The organism is Acidovorax sp. Root219 (genome assembly GCF_001428665.1).
Classification (GTDB): Bacteria; Pseudomonadota; Gammaproteobacteria; order Burkholderiales; family Burkholderiaceae_C; genus Acidovorax.
Genome location: NZ_LMIJ01000023.1, coordinates 70,101 through 88,315, shown reverse-complemented (window position 1 = coordinate 88,315; position 18,215 = coordinate 70,101). Strand labels below are relative to the sequence as shown.

The window sequence follows — 18,215 nt, the reverse complement described above, 5'->3', positions numbered from 1 at the left end:
CTGATCAGGGCCTTGATCTCCTTGGCAGCCTCGGCGCTGCGGCCCGCCAGGCTGCGCACTTCGCTGGCCACCACGGCAAAGCCCCGGCCCTGCTCGCCCGCGCGGGCTGCTTCCACCGCCGCGTTGAGCGCCAGGATGTTGGTCTGGAAGGCGATGCCGTCGATGGTGCCGATGATGTCGGCGATCTTGCGCGAGCTGTCGGTGATCTGCTGCATGCTGCTGACCACCTGGCCCACCACTTCGCCACCGCGCGCTGCGGCCTGGGCGGCCGTGCCGGCCAGTTGGTTCGCCTGGCGCGCCGTATCGGCAGACTGCGACACCGTGGCCGTCAGCTGNCTCCATGCTGGCCGCTGTTTCTTCGAGGTTGGACGCCGTCTGCTCGGTGCGTGCCGACAGGTCATGGTTGCCGTTGGCGATCTCCACCGAGGCCGAGGAGACCGAATTCACGCCGACCCGCACCTCGCTCACCACGGAGCGCAGGCGGGTGGACATCGTGGACAGGGCGCGGGTCAGCACCCCCAGCTCATCCTTGCGCTCGTCCTGGATGTCCTGCGTCAGGTCTCCCGCAGAAATGGCCTCGGCCAGGGTCACCGCCCGGTCGAGCGGCCGCGTGATGGAACGCACCAGCAAGGCAGCCATCAGCATGCCCAGAACCACCACGGCGAGGGCTGCAGCAGCAGCGATCAGCACCAGGTTGGCGCGCGAATCACGCGCTGCCTGCACAGCCTGGTCGCGCTGGCGCTCCTGGACCGCCACGAACTTGTCGATCGACTCCAGGTAGGCCACCGCCTTCGGGCGGTAGACGCTGGCCAGGTACTCCTGCTTGGCGGCCGCGTCACCGGCATCGGTCAGCGCCTTGAGCTTGTCGGTCTGGCCACGAATGTCGGCGCGCGTGGCCGCCACCTGGGCCAGGGCCGCCTTGTCGTCGGCCGACACCGAGGATTTGCCAATCTTTTCCTGCACCGGCGTGATGCGGGCCGTGAGGGCCGCCACGCGCGTGTCGAAATCGGCCTTGAGCGCTGCGTCCGTGGTCACGAAGCTGGCCATCGACATGGTGACGGCCACCTCGGCCAGCCCCCGCCAGCTGACTGCCGTGGTGATGGCGGACTCGTATTTCCCGACGGCCATCTCGGTCTCGGCGGTCACCTGCCGCCCATACCACTGCGTCCAGATGGCCGTGACCAGCATCAGTGCCAGCAGGCCCAGGATCACGCTCCACATCTTGTGGGCTACGCGCAGGTTGTTGAAATTCATGGTTGATCCTTACGCTCTGCCGGGACAGGGGACTGGCCCGGCTTTGTGGGTATTTGCCTTAGGAAAACCGTCAAACCAGCGATAGCTGCCAAGACAGCAAGCGGGCACCGGGAGGTGCCTTGGCCTGCTTGTAACCAGTGTTGCTGGAATCAGCACGCCGCGTTATCGGTACAAGCCCTAAAATGACCCCGTGACCACCCTGCTCAACGCCGACCTGCATTGCCATTCCGTGGTATCCGACGGAACCATGACCCCCGAAGACCTGGCTGCCCGTGCCAAGGCCAACGGGGTCGAGCTGTGGGCGCTGACCGACCATGACGAAATCGGCGGCCAGCACCGGGCCGCAGTGGCGGCCAGCGCACAGGGCATGGCCTACCTCACGGGTGTGGAGATCTCGGTGACCTTTGCCGACACCACCGTCCACATCGTAGGTTTGGGCTTCGATCCCGACAACACCCAGTTGGCCGCCGGTCTGGCAGCCACCCGCGGCGGGCGCGGCGAACGCGCCCAGGACATGGCGCAGCAACTGGCCCAGGTCGGCATCGCAGGTGCCTACGAGGGTGCGCTGCAGTTCGTGGGCAACCCGGCGCTGATCTCGCGCACGCATTTCGCGCGCTTTCTTGTCGAGACGGGAGTCTGCCGGGACACCTCCGAGGTGTTTCGCCGCTTTCTCACCGAGGGCAAACCCGGCTATGTGCCACACCGCTGGGCCAGCCTGGGCGATGCCGTGCGCTGGATCACCGAGGCCGGGGGCGTGGCGGTGATTGCCCACCCGGCACGCTACAAGTTCAGTGCGAACGAAGAGTATGCGCTGTTCTCGGAATTCAAGGCCCATGGCGGGCGCGGCGTGGAGGTGGTGACCGGCAGCCACAGCCCGCCGGAGTATGTGACCTACGCCGCGATGGCCCAGGAGTTCGGCCTGGCCGCGTCGCGCGGCAGCGATTTCCACAGCCCGGACGAGTCGCACACCGACCTGGGCACGCTGCCCCCGCTGCCCGGCACGCTGACCCCCGTGTGGGAACTGCTGGCCGACCGCATCCGCCAGGCGGCCGCCGCCTGACCTGAATTCTTCTTTTCCATGGCCCAGTACTTCGAAGTCCACCCCGACAACCCCCAGCCCCGGCTGCTCAAGCAGGCGGCGACACTGCTGCAAAAAGGCGGCATCGTCGCCGTACCCACCGATTCGAGCTATGCGCTGGTGTGCCACCTCGATGACAAGGATGCGGTGGACCGGCTGCGCCGCATCCGCCAGGTCGACGACAAGCACCACCTGACCCTGCTGTGCCGCGACCTTTCGGAGCTGGCCAACTACGCGCGCGTGGACAACCGGCAGTACCGCCTGCTCAAGCTGGGTACGCCCGGGCCCTACACCTTCATCCTCGAAGCCACCAAGGAAGTGCCACGCCGCGTGAGCCACCCCTCGCGCAAGACCATCGGGCTGCGTGTGCCCGACCGCAAGGGCCTGCAGTTGCTGCTGGAGCTGCATGGTGCCCCGCTGCTGGCCACCACACTGATCCCTGCCGGCGAAACCGAACCCCTGAACGACCCGGAAGAAATCCGCGAGCGCTACGAAAAGCTGGTGGATGCCATCGTGGATGCCGGGGCCTGCCCCCGCGAGCCCACCACGGTGGTGGACCTGACGCCCATGGGCACGGGCGGCGACCCCGAAGTGGTGCGCGAAGGCCGCGGCAGCCTGCAGGCGCTGGGCCTGTAGGCCTAGGGCCTGCCGCCTCAATCCAGCTTGAAGGCGCCCACGGCGCGCTGCAGGTCTTGTGCGCGCGACGACAGGGCCGAGGCGGCGCTGGCCGCCTGCTGGACCAGGGCCGCGTTCTGCTGCGTGGCGCTGTCCATCTGCGCCACGGCGCCGTTCACGTGCTCGATGCCCGAGCTTTGGGCGTGCAGCGCACCCGAGATCTCGCCCAGCAGCGTGCTGACCTGACCGACCGCGCCCACGATCTCTTCCATGGTCTTGCCGGCGCGGCCCACGTGGCCGGCGCCACTCTCGACCTGGTCCACCGACTGGCTGATCAGGGTCTTGATCTCGCGGGCCGCCACGGCACTGCGCTGCGCGAGGCTGCGCACCTCGCTGGCCACCACGGCAAAGCCGCGGCCCTGCTCGCCGGCGCGGGCGGCTTCCACGGCGGCATTGAGCGCCAGGATGTTGGTCTGGAAGGCAATGCCTTCGATGACCTGGATGATGTCCACGATCTTGCGCGAGCTGCCGCTGATGGCCTGCATGGTCTGCACCACGTCACCCACCACGGCGCCACCGCGCTCGGCGATCTGCGAGGCGTTTACGGCCAGGCTGCTGGCCGAGCGGGCACGCTCGGCGTTCTGGCGCACGGTGGTGGTCAACTCGGCCATGCTGCCGGCCGTGTCGGCCAGGGAGCTGACCTGGTCGTCGGTGCGGCGCGCCAGGTCGGAATTGCCCGAATCGATGTCCGCCGCCGCTTCGGTGATCGAGTCCGTGGACTGCTTGATGCCCGAGACCAGCTCGGTCAGCGTGTCCTCCATGGTGCCCAGCGCCGTGAGCAGGCGGCCGAAGTCGCCTTCGAGTTCGGAGGAGAATTCCTGGCTCAAATCGCCCGAAGCCACCGTCTCGGCGATCAGGATGGCCTGGTTCAGCGGTGCCACGATGCCGTTGCGCAGCAGCACGAAGGCCGCCAGCGCCACGATGAACACGCCCGCCCCCAGCACCGAGACCCAGGTGCGCACGCTCTGCAGGTGGCCATGGCCCTGGCGGATGGCCTGCTCCAGCGGACCGCGCTGCGCGTCGGTCAGACCAGTGGCGGCCGCCACCGAGGCTTTGTACGCATCTTCCGCATTGCCGACCCCGCTCAGGGCTACGGCCATCAGGATGGCCACCATCAGGCCGATGAGGCCGAACGCCAATATGAGGCGGGTTCCAATCTTCAAACGATCCAGGCCCATGGGATTCATCTCCGATATCAATGTTGTATGTATATATACGGCGACCGTCGCGCTCAATGTAGCGCGGGCAGGGCCTGCGCCCAGTCTGCCACGCCTGTATCCATTTGAAACAGCCATGGCATGGTAACAATCCCGCCAGGAACCTGCTTGCAAGAGCGGATGTCGCGTGTCTGAGACAATTGGACCTGTGGACATCTCCAATCTCATCCAAACCGTTCTGATCTATGCCTTGCCGGTGCTCTTCGCAATCACCGTGCACGAGGCAGCCCATGGCTATGCGGCACGCCACTTTGGCGACAACACCGCGTACATGATGGGCCGGATCACCCTCAACCCGCTCAAGCACATCGACCCCATCGGCACCATCCTGATGCCGCTGGTGCTGTACTTTGCGACCTCGGGGGCTTTCCTTTTTGGCTATGCCAAGCCGGTGCCGGTGAATTTTGGCAACCTGCGCAACCCCAAGCGGCACATGGTCTGGGTGGCACTGGCAGGACCGGCATCCAACTTCGTTCAGGCCGTTTTCTGGGGTCTGGTCCTGGTGGGCCTGATCGGTGCCGGAGTACAGGAGCGCTTTTTCATCGAGATGGCGCGCGCCGGCATGCTGGTCAATCTCGTGATGTGGGCGTTCAACCTGTTTCCGTTGCCCCCGCTCGATGGCGGCCGCATCCTCGTTGGCCTGCTCCCCTGGAAGGCGGCCCACATGGTCTCGCGCATCGAGCCTTTCGGCTTCTTCATCGTGATGGGCCTGGTAGTGGCCGGCGTGGTGGGCACGATCTGGCTGCGCCCGCTGATGACCCTGGGCTACGCTGCCATCAACCTGCTGCTCACGCCCTTGATGGCACTGCTGCGCTGAGCGCCTTGTCTTTTCCCCTCTTTTCGCTGAATTCGTTTCCCCCATGAGCACCACGCGCTTTCTCACCGGTATCACCACCACGGGCACGCCCCACCTGGGCAACTTCGTGGGCTCCATCCGCCCCTCGGTGGCGGCCAGCCTCACGCCCGGCGTGCAGAGCTTCTACTTCCTGGCCGACTACCACGCACTGATCAAGTGCGAGGACCCGGCACGCATCCAGCGCTCCACCCTGGAGATCGCGGCCAGTTGGCTGGCGGCGGGGCTGAACCCCGAGCAGGTCACGTTCTACCGCCAGTCCGACATCCCCGAGATTCCCGAACTGACGTGGCTGCTGACCTGCGTGACCGGCAAGGGCGTGCTCAACCGCGCCCACGCCTACAAGGCCAGCGTGGACAAGAACACGGCGGCCGAGCGCGATGCCGACGACGGCGTGACCGCCGGCCTGTTCATGTACCCCGTGCTCATGGGTGCCGACATCCTGATGTTCAAGGCGCACAAGGTGCCCGTGGGACGCGACCAGATCCAGCACATCGAGATGGCCCGCGACATGGCCGCCAGCTTCAACCACCTGTATGGCGAGCACTTCGTGCTGCCCGAGGCCGCCATCGACGAGCATGTGGCCACCCTGCCCGGCCTGGACGGCCGCAAGATGAGCAAGAGCTACGACAACACCATCCCGCTGTTCAGCTCGCGCGAGCAGCTCAAGAAGCTCATCGGCGGCATCCTGACCGACTCGCGCGCGCCCGGCGAGGCCAAGGAAGTGGAGGGCTCGGCCCTGTTCCAGATCTACCAGGCCTTCGCCACCGAGGCCGAGACCGCCGCGCTGCGCCAGCAGTACGCCGACGGCATTGCCTGGGGCGATGCCAAGCAGGTGCTGCTCGAACGCGTGGACCAGGTGATCGCCCCCATGCGCGCGCAGTACGAGGAACTGATCCACAACCCTGCCCGCATCGAAGCCACGCTGCTGGCCGGTGCCGAGCGCGCCCGCGCGCTGGCAACTCCCTTCATCCGGGAGCTGCGCTCGGCCGTGGGCCTGCGCAGCCTGGTGCAGGCCGGCACAGCCACCAAAGCGGCCAAGACAGCCAAGGTGACCCTGCCCTCGTTCAAGCAGTACCGCGAGGCCGATGGCAAGTTCTACTTCAAGCTCGTGGCGGCCGACGGCCGCCTGCTGCTGCAGAGCACAGGCTTTGACGCCCCCAAGGAGGCCGGCCAGGCCATCGGCCAACTGCAAAAGGGTGGCGATGCCCTGCAGGCGCTGGCACCCCGGCTGGCGCCAGTGGACGGAGTAGAACCGGCCGACGTGACGGCGGCGCTGCAGGCACTGGCGGATGCAGCCGCTGCCAGCTGATACAGCCGCGCCCCTTCAATCCCTGTAGCGCACGCGCGCCCACAGGGTCGGCCGGGTGTCGCCATTGAGCGGTGCCTGCGCCGTGGCGATAAAGGACCAGCGCCGGTCCGCCGAATCCATGGAGTGCACCAGCACCAAATCCCAGCCCGGCCTGCGGGCAATGCCATTGGCTTCGTCCGCAAAACGCGAGCCCCTGTAGACCAGCGAGCCGGCCGACAGGTCGCGCCCGCCATGCTTCCAGACGCTGGCCAACGCCAGTGTATGCCTGGCAAACCCCGGCAGCGCGTTGCCACCGAACTGGCGGCCCAGGTTGCGTGACTGCGCCCAGGTGTAGCTGCCCAGCACGCTCCAGCGCGGGGCCAGCACCCGGTTGAGCGCCACGCGGGCCTGGTGCAGCCGGCCCTGGCTGAACACCGGGTTCTCGTTGTAGGGATCGACCACCGTCTGCCCGGACTGGATCTGCGCGCCCAGGCTGCCCACGCGGTCCAGGTTAACCAGGCCCCGGGGCGGCAGCACCAGGCTGCCGTTGGCAAAGGTGGGGTTCACGATGTCCTGGCTGGACAGCATGGCGAAGCCGAAGCTGCGCTCGTCGAACTCCCAGTCCAGCTGCGCCGCGCGCTTGCGCCCGAAGCTGCCGGGCAACTGGTAATGGTGGTCAATGGCGATGGCCCCCAGCGCGACAGGCGAGAGCGTGTGAGCGCTCGGCGAACGCACGTTTTCGACGTAGGCCAGGTGCAGCGCCCGGCCCGGCCCCATGCGGTAGGACATGCCCAGCCGGGGCAAGGGGTGGCGCGCGTGGCCGCCGCGCTCGGCAGTGGGGTCCGCCAGGTCCTCGTCGGTCAGCGAATCGTAGAAGCGCTCGCCGTAGCGCACGGCCAGGCGCGGCCAGTAGGCTTCGGCATGCCAGGTCCAGGGGCCATCGCGCCACTCGCCGGCCAGCCAGGGCATCTGAAAGCGCGCCTGCGTGCGTTGGGTGGAGGTGACCACCGGGTCGGACAGGCCCGAATCGGATGCTGCGCGGGTGCCCTCCCAGCCCAGGCTCAGGCGCCGGGGGCCCCACTGCACGGTGTGGCGCAGCAGCACGCCGTCGTCCGAATCGGTGATGCGTGAATCCTGCGGGCCGTAGGTGGCATCGTCGAGCACCAGGCCCTGGCCAAAGCGTGCGCGGTGCAGCTTGAGCCAGGTCTGCGCATCGGGTGACCAGCGCCAGGAGCCACCCAGGTCCGTTCGCTCAGAGCGCTGGCGCGCCAGGCCATTGAAGGTGATGCCGTTGCCGAAATCGCGCCCTTGCGGAAAGCTGTAGCGCAGCCGGTCCTCGGTGTGCAGAAGGAACAGGCCCAGGCTCTCCGTGGGGCGCATGCCCAGCGCCAGGTCGAAACCCGGCGAGGACAGGCGGTAGCTGGGAGCGCCGCCGTTGTTCGGCCACATCTGCACGCCGTTGGTGCGCACCTGCCAGGCCAGGGGCACCGGCGCGGCGGCAAAGCCATGGTGGCCGACATCGGCGGCCAGTTTGTCCTGCACCGGGCCGCGCTCGGCACTGGCAATCCACAGCCACTCGCCCCCCTGCGTGAGCATCAGCGGCGCCTGCTTTTCGCTGGCGCCGAAGGCCGTCGGGTCGCTTAAGTAGCCCTGGTAGCGCTCGGAATTGCGGCTGAAATCGCTCTCGTAACGATTGGCCAGGAAGAAGTGGCTGCCCGCCCACAGCGGGTAGTACGAAGCGCTGGCATAGGCCCGCGCCCAGTGCTCCATGCCGAAATCACCAAGCGCCTTGCCCAGGTTGGCCGAGCCCTGGCTGTCGCTGGTGAGCGGGTCCAGCGACTTGAGGTAGGGCAGCCGCGTGAGCGCCTCGCGCGCGGCGGAAATCGCCTCCACAGGCTCACCCTGGTCATTGCGCAGCACCGACTCGATCTGCCAGGGCAGCGGGTCGTTTGGGTCGGCCACGCGGGCGCGCGCCAGCGAGTCGAGCGCGGCCGCGCGCTCGCCCAGTTGGTACTCGGCCACGGCCAGCCACACCTGGGCGCGGGCGTAGCGCGGCTCGATCACCAGGGCCTTGAGCAGCTGGGTGCGGGCGGCGGCGGGGTCGCCCTGCTGCAGTGCCAGCAGGCCCGCGCCTGCCAGGCTCACATAGTCGTCACCCGCCTGGGCCAGGGCTGCCGCGAAACCGCTTTGGGCATCGAGCAACCTCAAGGCCTCGGCCGCCAGCGTGGCCTGCTCGCCCTGGTAGGCCGGGTGCTCTGGCGCCAGCGCTACAGCGCTTGCCAGGGCCTGGCGCGCACCGCGCAGGTCGCCGCGCTCACGCAGGGCGCGCCCCAAGCCCCACTGGGCAGCGGCCTGGTCGGTAGCGGGCTCCTGGCGTGCCTCGGCACCGGCCACGGCACGCCGGTACAGGGCGATGGCCTCCTCGCCACGCCCTTCCAGGCGGTGCCAATCGGCATCGGCCAGCAACAGCGCCGTGGCCTCGGGTGCCTGGACGCGCGCGGCATCGAGCCAGGCGCGTGCCTGTGCGCCCTGGTCCAGCACCATCAGCAGCTCGGCCCGGCGCGCTGCCGTGCGCGGATCCTGCGTGCGCTGCCAGGCGTTGGCCAGGCGCTGCTGGGCCGCGTCCATGCGGTCGTCGAAGACTTCGAGGTCGGCCAGCAGCAACTCCACCACCGCCCCGCCCTGCCCGCTGGCGGACAACGCCAGTAGCCGCTCCCGCGCGCGCGGCCACTGGCCCGTGCGCAGGTCGTCGCGGATGGAGGACAACGGGGGCGCCACATCGGGGCCCTGCAGCTCGGCCCAGCGCGCGGCATCCACCGGGTTGGCCATAACCCACTGCACCCGGTCACGCGGGCGCACCAGCACGCGCTTGACCGGTGCCTTGCCAGGCTCCGCAGTGCCCTGTTCCGACGGGCCCAGCTCCACCCGGCCGAAATCGTTGGCCAGGTCGACCTGGCCCGAGAGCACGGTGAGCGTCGTGCGGCCCGCCGCATCCACCTCCACATCCCAGTCGGTGCCGCGCACAACGGCCAGGGCAGCCGGGGTCTGCAGCTGCAGCGAGGCCGGGGTTTTCTTGGTGCGCGCCCACAGCCGGCCGGCGGCCAGCTCCAGCAGGGTGCGCTCGGGCTGCGATTCGCACAGGCGCAGCTGCGCGTTGGCCGACATGCGGATCTGCGTGCGGTCGGCCAGCAGCAGCGCGGCCGACGACAACTCCAGCGTGCGCACGCCCGCACCCGCGCCCAGTTGCTGGGCCAGCGCGGCAGGCGACCAGGGGCCCTGGCCTGCCGGCCGAGTCTGGCCTTGCCCGGCCAGGGCTACGACCTGCGCAGCCACAGCGTCGGGGGCGACGGACACCCCCGCACACTGGGCCCAGGCACCGGGAAGGCACAAGGCGCACGCTCCCAGGGCAACCGGGGTCGTGATCCACAAGCGTGTCGACGGCATAGCGGGCCTTTCAGGGTTATTTTTCCAGCGCGTGCGCAAATGCGTCAGCACCGGCCGCAGCAGGTCCCTGGGCATCGGCCAGACCCTGCACGTGCGTCTTCAGCCGGTCGGCCTGGGCGGCCCACAGCGGCGCCAGGTGCACGGCCCGTGCCCGCCACTCGTCGCAGCACGCCAGGGCCTCGCTCCAGCGGCCCGCACGCACATGGGTCTGCAAAGCCAGGCTGGTGGCCACCAGCGGCGCATCCTCGCACGGGGTGTAGACATCGATGCCGCTGCTGCGGCCGGCCAGCACCACGGCGTCGAGCCAGAGCAAGGGCAGTGGTTGGTCCCCCTCCTGCGGCAGCGCGCTGCGCGTGGCTTCGGACAGCAGGATGCCGGTGCCGAAGGCCTTGTTGGCGCCTTCCAGCCGGGCGGCGGTGTTCACCGCGTCGCCCACGGCGGTGTAGGTGAAGCGGCCTTCGGAGCCCAGGTGCCCCACGGCCGCCTCGCCCGTGTGCAGGCCAATGCGCAGCTGCAGCCCGGCAAAGGGGGTTCCTGCCCACTGACTGCGCAAGGCGTTCATTTCCACCTGCATCTCCTGCGCGCAGGCCAGGGCGCGTGCCGCGTGCTGCGGCTCGGCCACGGGTGCATTCCAGAAGGCCATCACAGCATCACCGATGAATTTGTCGAGCGTGCCGCCATGGCGGTGCACGGCATGGGTCATGCGCGTGAAGTAGGCGTTGAGCGCACGCGCCACCGCCTCGGGTGGCAGGTGCTCGCTGGCCGAGGTGAAGCCCGCCAGGTCCGAGAACAGCAGCGTGAGCACGCGGCGCTCGCCGCTGATGGCCGGCGCGGCGCCGCTGGCGATCAGCGCGCTGACCACGGCCGGCGGCACGTAGCGCCCGAAATCCAGCCGCAGACGCTCGCGCTGGCGCCGCTCACGCCAGTAGCTGTCGGTCGCGCCCACATTGAAGTGCAGCGCCAGCGCCACCAGCGTGGGCAGCGTGGGCCACCACGCGCCCTGCAGGTAGGCCCACAGCCCGCCGATCAGCGCCAGCAGGGCCAGTGCCACGCTCAGCCACACGGCCAGCCAGGCGCGCCAGCGCCGCGTGAGCGCCGCCACCAGGGCAATGGCCGCTGCCGCCTGCAGCAGCGGGCCCGCCGGGTGCGCGGGCACGATCCAGTCACCGGTCAGGCCGTTGATGAGTGCCGTGGCATGCAGCAGCACGCCCGACTGCGTGCCCTGGCCCAGCGCCCGCAGCGGCGTGGTGAACTGGTCCACCCCGCCCACCGGTGTGTTCTGGCCGAGCAGCAGCAGGCGCCCCTGCAGTGCGCCAGGCGGCAGCTGCCGCGCCGGGTCCAGCGCCTGGGTGTAGTGCACGTAAGGCAATGCCACCTCGGGGGCGTAGTAGCGCAGCAGCGCGCCGGGTGGCGGTGCCACGATGGTGCGGCCCGCCGCCTGCGCGAGCACACGCCACATGGCATCGCTGTGCCCGGGTGCGCTGCGCTGCACGCCGTCATCGTCGGGGTGCATGCCCACGTCGCCGTGGCGCGCCTGGTCGAAGACGGACATCACCGTCTGCTGGTACTGCGCCACCTGCCCGCTCTGCACGGCCACCTGGGCGCTGGCCAGCACCACCGGCATACGCCCCTGCAGGGCTCGGCCCAGGGCCGCGTCGTCCTCAGGGGACTGGGCGGTGGACAGCAGCAGGTCGATGCCGAGCCCCGCTGCGCCGGACGCGGAAAGCGCGTCGACCAATTGCGCATGCAGCCGCCGGGGCAGCGGAGGCGCGGCCTGCAGGGCCGCGAGGCTGGGCTCGTCGATACCGACGACCACCACACCGGCATCGGGCCGCACGGGCGCCGTCAGGCTGCTGAAAAGATCGTATTCCAGGCGCTGCAGCGGCTGCCAGACCGGCAGCAGGTGCAGCACGGCCAGCAGCACCAGCGGCACCAGCAGGCGCAGCGCCCACTGGCGCCCCGCATCCCCTGCCAACGCCGACCGGATCCAGGCCATACAACTCCCATCATATGTAACGCACTGTATCCCAGGGCGCCGCTGCAGCAAAGCCTGCTGTCTATCCGCCCACACTGGCTTAGACTGGCCCGACGCCTACCGGAGACTTCCATGAAAACCTTGATTGCATCCGCCGCCCTGCTGGCTCTGCTCGCGGGCTGCGAATCGGCCACCACCCGCCCGCCCTCGGGCCCCATGGCCTCGGGCCGGGACCGGACCTTCAGCGTACCGGTGTATGGCGCCGACGCCTCGCCGGCTTACAACGCGGCCACCCGCGAATGCCAGAAGCTGGCCCTGTTCCCCAAGCTGCTGCGCAACGAGGGCTCGCGCCTCGTCTTCGAGTGCGTGAGCGAAAACCCCAATCGCTGAGCCCGATGGCCAGGTGCCGAACTGCTGCCGTCGCCGCTGTGCTCGCGCTGGCCACGGGTCTGCCCGCGCTGGCCCAGGTGCGCCACGACCGGCAACACCCGGTGTGGACCAACAGCCTGGGCATGCCATTCGTGCAGGTGCCCGCGGGCAGCTTCGTGATGGGCGGTGTCGAGGCCCCCGATGTGCTCGCACAAGCCTATCCGCTGCTGGAGCCCAAGCGCTTTGCCGAACTGACCGATGAGGCCCCGGCCCACCGCGTGATAATCGGCCAGGCCTTCTACCTGGGGCAGCACGAAGTCACGGTAGGCCAGTTCCGGCGCTTCCTCGCAGCGTCGGGCTACCAGCCCGAATCGGAGGCCGACGGCACCGGCGGCTATGGCTACAACGCTCTGTACGACCCGGCCACCACGCGGCGCGGCGATGCCTTCGAAGGGCGCGACCCGCGCTACTCGTGGCACAACCCGGGTTTCCCGCAGGGTGACGACCACCCCGTGGTCAACGTCACCTGGAACGACGCCCAGGCCCTGGCCCAGTGGCTCAGCCGCACCGAAGGCCACCGCTACCGCCTGCCGACCGAGGCCGAGTGGGAATACGCCTGCCGCGCCGGCACGCGCACCCGCTACCCGCATGGCGACGACCCGGAGGGGCTGCTGAAGAACGCCAACACCTTCGACCAGGACGCAGCCCCCTACTGGCTGCGCTGGCAGCAGCATGCGCTGCGCGGCAGCGACGGCCACGCCTTCACCGCCCCCGTAGGCAGCTACGCGCCCAATGCCTTCGGCCTGCAGGACATGCTGGGCAATGCCTGGGAGTGGGTGGCCGACTGGCATGGCGACACCTACTACGCCGAATCACCGGTCGTGGACCCCGGGGGCCCGGCCGAGGGCAGCGTGCGCGTGCGCCGCGGGGGCTCCTGGCACACCTGGTCTTTCTACGCACGCTGTGGCTACCGCAACTGGAACAGCCCGCAGACCCGCTACACCCTGGTGGGCATGCGGCTGCTGCGCGAAATCGCGCCCTCCGCAGCCGCCCGGCCCGGCCCGCGCCCGGCAGCCACGCACCGCCTGTCATCGCCCGTGGCACGGTGAACAACTGTCAAACCTGGCGATCCCCAAGATGGGGCATGGAATGGGCCGCCGCACATCGCGAATAATGCACAGTTAATCTTGAATGGAACGAACCATGCGCATAGCGGCGTTAGACGACGATGCGCTTCAGCTGGATCTGATCAAACAGGCCACCGAAGCGATGGGGCATGTGTGCCATACCCACCTGACCGGTGCCGCGCTGATGCGCGAGATGCGCCGCGAAACCTTCGACCTCCTGATCGTGGACTGGCACCTGCCCGACACCACCGGCCCCGAGGTGGTGCGCTGGGTGCGCGAGAACGTGGGCAAGCAGTTGCCCATCCTGTTCGTGACCAACCGGCAGGAAGAGCGCGACATCGTCGAAGGCCTGGGCAGCGGGGCGGACGACTTCATGGTCAAGCCCGTGCGCATTGGCGAGCTCAATGCGCGCGTGGCCGCGCTGTTGCGCCGAGCCTACCCGCAGAGCACCGGTGGCGCGCTCGATTTCGGGCGCTACAGGTTCTTCCCCGAATCGCGCTCGCTGGAGATCAATGGCACGCCTGCCGAACTCAAGAACCGCGAATACGACCTGGCCCTGTTCCTGTTCCAGAACATGGGGCGCCTGCTCTCGCGCGACCACCTCAAGGAGGTGATCTGGGGCCAGGGTTCGGACGTGCTGTCGCGCTCGCTCGACACCCATGTCTCGCGCCTTCGCACCCAGCTGGACCTGCGCCCGGCCAACGGCTACTTCATCACCGCCGTGTATGGTGTGGGCTACCGGTTCGAAGCGGTCGAGCCTGGTCGCTAGTGCTGCACCTGGCGTCCCATGGCGCCATGGATACAACGGTTCTGAATGAAGCTTTGCCGCCCTCTGCGGCACCTAGGAGAGTTGACGTGGTCATCCACCGCCTTGCATTGCCCTTGTCGGCCGTTGCCCTGCTCACGGCGGGCCTCGGTTGCGCGCATGCGCAAACCACCCCCGACACGCAGACGGACGAAATCCCGCACACCGTGCGGGCCGGCGACACGCTCGAAGGCCTGGCCAACACCTACCTGGACAATCCACGCCAGTGGCTGCTGCTGCAGCAGCGCAACAAGGTGGCCAACCCCAGGCGCCTGCAGCCGGGCTCCACCGTGTGGATCCCCGTGCGCCTGCAGCCCAAGGCCTCGGCCCAGGTGGAATTCGTGCACGGCAGCGCCACGGCACAGCCCGGCGCCCAGGCCGCAGCCCAGCCTGTGGCGCCAGGTGCCCGCCTGGACGAAGGCACCCGCCTGCAGGTGGGGCCGGACAGCTATATCGCCGTGCGCCTGGCCGACGGCACGCTGGTGCGCGTGCAGGCCCAGTCCGACCTGCAGTTGCGCCAGTTGCGCCGCCGCGGGCGCGCAGGCAGCGTGCAATCGGTGCTGGAGATGCGCGCCGGCAGTGTGGAGTCGAGCGTGACGCCTAGCGCCGATGCCCTGCGCCGTTTTGAGATCCGCACGCCGCGCGCCGTGACCAGCGTGCGCGGCACCGAGTTCGGCGTGGCGCTGGCGGCCTCGGGCCAGGCCACGGCCTCGGTGCTGGAAGGCTCGGTGGCCGTGCAGTCGCGTGCCGAGAATGCCGCGCAACCGGCCCCCGACACCACCTTGCTGGCCCGTGGCCAGGGTTTGTCCGTCGCGCCCGATGGGACGCTGGGTGCACCACGCAACCTGCTGGCGCCGCCCGATCTGTCCACCGTACCCGCCCAGCTGCACGACCTGGGCCTGCTGGCCATCAATGTCCCTGCGACCCCTGGCGCCACGGCCTTCACCGCCCAGGTGGCACGCGATGCGGCCATGACGCAGGTGCTGCGCAGCGGCCGCTTTGCCGATGGCCAGTTGCGCTGGGCGGCACTCGACGATGGCAGCTACCACCTGGCCGTGCGCGCCGTTGACGAGGCCGGCATTGCCGGCCTGCCGGCCACGCGCCCCATCACCATCAAGACCCGGCCGGTGCCGCCGCTGTACCAGCAGCCGGCCCCCGGCGCCGTGCTGCCGCGCGTGACCGGCGCGCTGCGCTGCACCGAGGTCCCGGGTGCCCGCTGGTACCGCATCCAGGTGGCGGCCAGCGCCGACTTCGCCACACCGTTGCTGGACGAGGGCCGCCTCGGCACCTGCCAGCTGACGCTGGCCACACTGCCCCTGGGCAACTACTTCTGGCGCGCGGCCACCATCGCAGAGCCCGCCGGTGGCGCACTGGACCAGGGACCGTTCGCACCCGCGCAGCCCTTCGCCGTGGCCCAGCAGCCCGCTGCGCTGGACCTGTCGGCCATGCAGGCGACGGATGGCGACACCATCGTGCGCCTGCACTGGCCCGCCCAGGCCGGCCAGCGCTTTCGCGTGCAGCTGGCACCGGACCTGGAGTTCAAGACCATCATCCAGGACATCCAGCTCGACGAGCCCCGCTGGACCTCTGCGGATGGCTTGGCTGCAGGCACCTACTTCGTGCGCATCCAGGTGCTGGACCCCTCGGGGCTGCAAAGCGAGTTCTCACCGCCGCGCAGCATCCGCGTGGGCACGGGGCTGAATACCAGCTCCGGGCTGCCCCTGTCCACCATGGGCGGTGAGCCCGTGCGCCGCCCCTGAGCCCTTGCGGTCGATGCCCACGCCGCATTCCCGCACGCGAAACCAGCAGCGGCGGGTCGAATGGGCCGCCATCGCGCTGACGCTGCTGGCCCTGGTCGCCTGGCTGAGCACGCCCAGCATGCTGCCGCGCACCAACCACCTGGTGCAGGACACCGGGCTGCGCCTGGTGTCGCGCCCGGCGCAAGCCGATATCGCCGTGATCGCGGTGGACGACCGCAGCATCGGCGTGATCGGCCGCTGGCCCTGGCGGCGCGCACTGCACGCACAGCTGGTCCAGAACGTGTCGCGCCAGGCACCGCGGGTGATCGGCATGGACGTGCTGTTCAACGAGGAAGACCTCGACTACCCCGAGGACGACCTGCTGCTGGCCGATGCCGTGGCCCGAAGCGGCCGGGTGGTACTGCCGGTGATGCAGCGCCAGGGCCCGTCCGAGCCGGGCGACGGGGCGGACCGCCCCATTCCTGCACTGGAGCAGGCCGCCGCCCGGCTGGGGCATGTGCACGTGGCCGCGGACGAGGATGGCGTGGTGCGCAGCCTGTACGCGCGCGAAGGGCCGGCCAGTGCACCCTGGCAGCACTTCAGCATCGCCATGCGCTGCGTGGCCACGCCGTCGCTTGGTGGCTGCCCGCCAGCGCGCTGGAGCGATCCGCCTGCGGATGGCGCCCGCTGGGAGCGTGCAGGCCGTCGCCTCATCCCCTATGCGGGCGGGCCGGGGCATTTCACCACCTACTCCTACATCGACGTGCTGCGCGGCGAAGTGCCAGCCGATGCCTTTCGCGGCAAATACGTGCTCGTGGGCTCGATTGCCGCCGGGCTGGGCGACATGTTCGCCACCCCGGTAGGCCAGGAATCGCGCCTGATGCCGGGTGTGGAAGTGATCGCCCAGGTGCTCGACGCCGACCTGGCGGGGGTGCAGATCCACAGCGCGCCGCCCGCGCTGAACATGGCCTTCAACCTGCTGCCGGTGGTGCTGGCGCTGGTGGCGCTGCTGCTGCTCGGGCCCTTCACGGCCCTGCTCACCAGCATTGCCTTGGGCGCGCTGACCCTGGCCATGGCCGTGGTGCTGCCGGTGTGGAGCGGCATCCAGTTCGCGCCCGCCGCCGCACTCATCGGGCTGGTGCTGGCCTATCCGCTGTGGAGCTGGCGGCGCCTGAGTGCCGCAGCCCAGTTCCTCAGGCTGCAGATGGAAACCCTGCAGCGCCAGGGGCTGGTGATCCCGCTGCGTGGCCCGGCGGCCAGCAGCGGCGACTTTCTGGAGCGGCGCATCAACGCGGTGGAATACGCCTCGCGCCAGTTGCGCGACATGCACCATTTCGTGAGCGAGAGCCTGCAGCAACTGCCTTCACCCACCATGGTCTGCGACACCGACGGCCGCATCCTGCTGGCCAACACGGCCGCACGGCGCCATGTGCTGGGCATGGCCGAGGTCGAGGGCGACCCCATGGTCTGGCCCCTGCAGGGCCGCCAGATCACTGACGTGCTGGGCGACTTGATCGACATCGCCACCGAACAGCCACTGGTGACGCAGGAGCGGCTGGCCAACGGCAACCTCCCGGCCCGCCGGGAGGGGCGCGACGCAAAGGGCCGCAGCGTGCTGGTGCAAAGCCGCCAGTTCACCGACCTGGCGCAATCGGGCTGGCTCGTGACCCTGGTGGACCTGACCGAGATACGCAGCGCCCTGCAGCAGCGCGACGAGGCCATGCACTTCATCTCGCACGACATCCGCGCGCCCAATGCGTCCATCCTCACCCTGCTCGAAATGCACCAGGCCTACCCGGGCCGCATGTCGGACGCGGAACTCATGCAGCTCATCGCGCGCTACGCGAAGAGCTCGCTGGGCATGGCCGAGAATTTCATCCAGTTGGCCAGTGCCGAATCACAGGCGATGCGGCGGGAACCCCTGGACCTGGCCGACGTGCTGCACCAGACCGTGGACGAGGCCTGGGTGCTGGCGCGCGATGCCGATGTGCAGGTGCTGGTGGCCGATGCGCCGGAAACCGCCCCGTGTATGGGCGACCGCTCGCTGCTGTGCCGGGCGCTGGCCAATGTGGTCAACAACGCCATCAAGTACAGCCCACGCGGCAGCACCGTGCGCTGCGCCCTGGTGGCTCGACCGGGTCACTGGGCCATTGCCGTGCGCGACGAAGGCCCGGGCATTGCGCCGGCTCTGCAGGACAAGCTGTTCGCCCCGTTCCAGCGGCTGCATGACCGCAGCCACCCCGGCATTGCCGGCGTGGGCCTCGGGCTGGCCCTGGTGCGCACCGTGGTGCAGCGCCATGGCGGCAGCATCGAGGTCGAGAGCGACGAAGGAAAGGGCGCGGAGTTCAGGCTGGTGCTGCCGCAGGGCGAGGCACCGCCCGATTGAAT

General features: G+C 69.3%; 13 protein-coding genes and 1 pseudogene. 9 read left to right on the top strand and 5 right to left on the bottom strand.

Going from position 1 to position 18,215, the window contains the following annotated elements:
- Nucleotides 1–335: pseudogene (locus ASE28_RS33165) on the bottom strand (methyl-accepting chemotaxis protein); the annotation flags it as partial.
- A gap of 1 nt (nucleotide 336) precedes the next feature.
- On the bottom strand, nucleotides 337–1,254 hold a 918-nt coding region (locus ASE28_RS33460), incomplete at its 3' end, for a methyl-accepting chemotaxis protein (protein ID WP_304439364.1).
- A gap of 190 nt (nucleotides 1,255–1,444) precedes the next feature.
- On the opposite strand from ASE28_RS33460, the gene ASE28_RS20870 reads away from it, so the two are divergent.
- Nucleotides 1,445–2,314 (top strand): 3',5'-nucleoside bisphosphate phosphatase, encoded by an 870-nt coding sequence (locus tag ASE28_RS20870; RefSeq protein WP_057268336.1) that lies wholly within the window; start codon nucleotides 1,445–1,447, stop codon nucleotides 2,312–2,314.
- 18 nt (nucleotides 2,315–2,332) lie between these two features.
- Entirely contained in the window at nucleotides 2,333–2,968 is a 636-nt protein-coding gene (locus ASE28_RS20865; protein ID WP_057268335.1) for an L-threonylcarbamoyladenylate synthase, read from the top strand.
- Nucleotides 2,969–2,985: 17 nt separating this feature from the next.
- On the opposite strand, the gene ASE28_RS20860 is transcribed toward ASE28_RS20865, so the two are convergent.
- Complete coding sequence (locus ASE28_RS20860; protein WP_057268484.1) at nucleotides 2,986–4,185, bottom strand: methyl-accepting chemotaxis protein; 1,200 nt, start codon at nucleotides 4,183–4,185, stop codon at nucleotides 2,986–2,988.
- 187 nt (nucleotides 4,186–4,372) lie between these two features.
- On the opposite strand from ASE28_RS20860, the gene ASE28_RS20855 reads away from it, so the two are divergent.
- Together ASE28_RS20855 and ASE28_RS20850 are read left to right on the top strand one after the other, a co-directional pair.
- Nucleotides 4,373–5,041, top strand: coding sequence for a site-2 protease family protein (locus ASE28_RS20855; RefSeq protein ID WP_057268334.1), 669 nt, complete (start codon nucleotides 4,373–4,375; stop codon nucleotides 5,039–5,041).
- A 43-nt stretch (nucleotides 5,042–5,084) separates the two neighbouring features.
- The gene (locus ASE28_RS20850) at nucleotides 5,085–6,389 is read left to right on the top strand and encodes a tryptophan--tRNA ligase (RefSeq protein ID WP_057268333.1); all 1,305 of its coding nucleotides are present in this window, start codon (nucleotides 5,085–5,087) and stop codon (nucleotides 6,387–6,389) included.
- A gap of 15 nt (nucleotides 6,390–6,404) precedes the next feature.
- Here ASE28_RS20850 and ASE28_RS20845 read toward each other — a convergent pair whose 3' ends face one another.
- The gene (locus ASE28_RS20845; RefSeq protein ID WP_057268332.1) at nucleotides 6,405–9,722 is read right to left on the bottom strand and encodes a FecR domain-containing protein; all 3,318 of its coding nucleotides are present in this window, start codon (nucleotides 9,720–9,722) and stop codon (nucleotides 6,405–6,407) included.
- A 106-nt stretch (nucleotides 9,723–9,828) separates the two neighbouring features.
- Nucleotides 9,829–11,808: an adenylate/guanylate cyclase domain-containing protein gene (locus tag ASE28_RS32270; RefSeq protein WP_057268331.1), complete on the bottom strand. Its 1,980-nt coding sequence runs from the start codon at nucleotides 11,806–11,808 to the stop codon at nucleotides 9,829–9,831.
- A 111-nt stretch (nucleotides 11,809–11,919) separates the two neighbouring features.
- Between ASE28_RS32270 and ASE28_RS20835 the strand changes: the two genes are divergently transcribed.
- From ASE28_RS20835 to ASE28_RS20815, 5 genes are all read left to right on the top strand, one after another.
- Nucleotides 11,920–12,177, top strand: a complete 258-nt coding sequence (locus ASE28_RS20835) for a hypothetical protein (protein WP_057201936.1) — start codon at nucleotides 11,920–11,922, stop codon at nucleotides 12,175–12,177.
- A 5-nt stretch (nucleotides 12,178–12,182) separates the two neighbouring features.
- Entirely contained in the window at nucleotides 12,183–13,265 is a 1,083-nt protein-coding gene (locus tag ASE28_RS20830) for a formylglycine-generating enzyme family protein (protein WP_057268330.1), read from the top strand.
- A 94-nt stretch (nucleotides 13,266–13,359) separates the two neighbouring features.
- Nucleotides 13,360–14,052, top strand: coding sequence for a response regulator transcription factor (locus ASE28_RS20825; protein ID WP_057201934.1), 693 nt, complete (start codon nucleotides 13,360–13,362; stop codon nucleotides 14,050–14,052).
- Nucleotides 14,053–14,138: 86 nt separating this feature from the next.
- Nucleotides 14,139–15,848: a FecR domain-containing protein gene (locus ASE28_RS20820; protein ID WP_082608186.1), complete on the top strand. Its 1,710-nt coding sequence runs from the start codon at nucleotides 14,139–14,141 to the stop codon at nucleotides 15,846–15,848.
- 13 nt (nucleotides 15,849–15,861) lie between these two features.
- Complete coding sequence (locus ASE28_RS20815) at nucleotides 15,862–18,213, top strand: CHASE2 domain-containing protein (protein ID WP_057268329.1); 2,352 nt, start codon at nucleotides 15,862–15,864, stop codon at nucleotides 18,211–18,213.
- The last annotated feature ends 2 nt before the right edge of the window (nucleotides 18,214–18,215 follow it).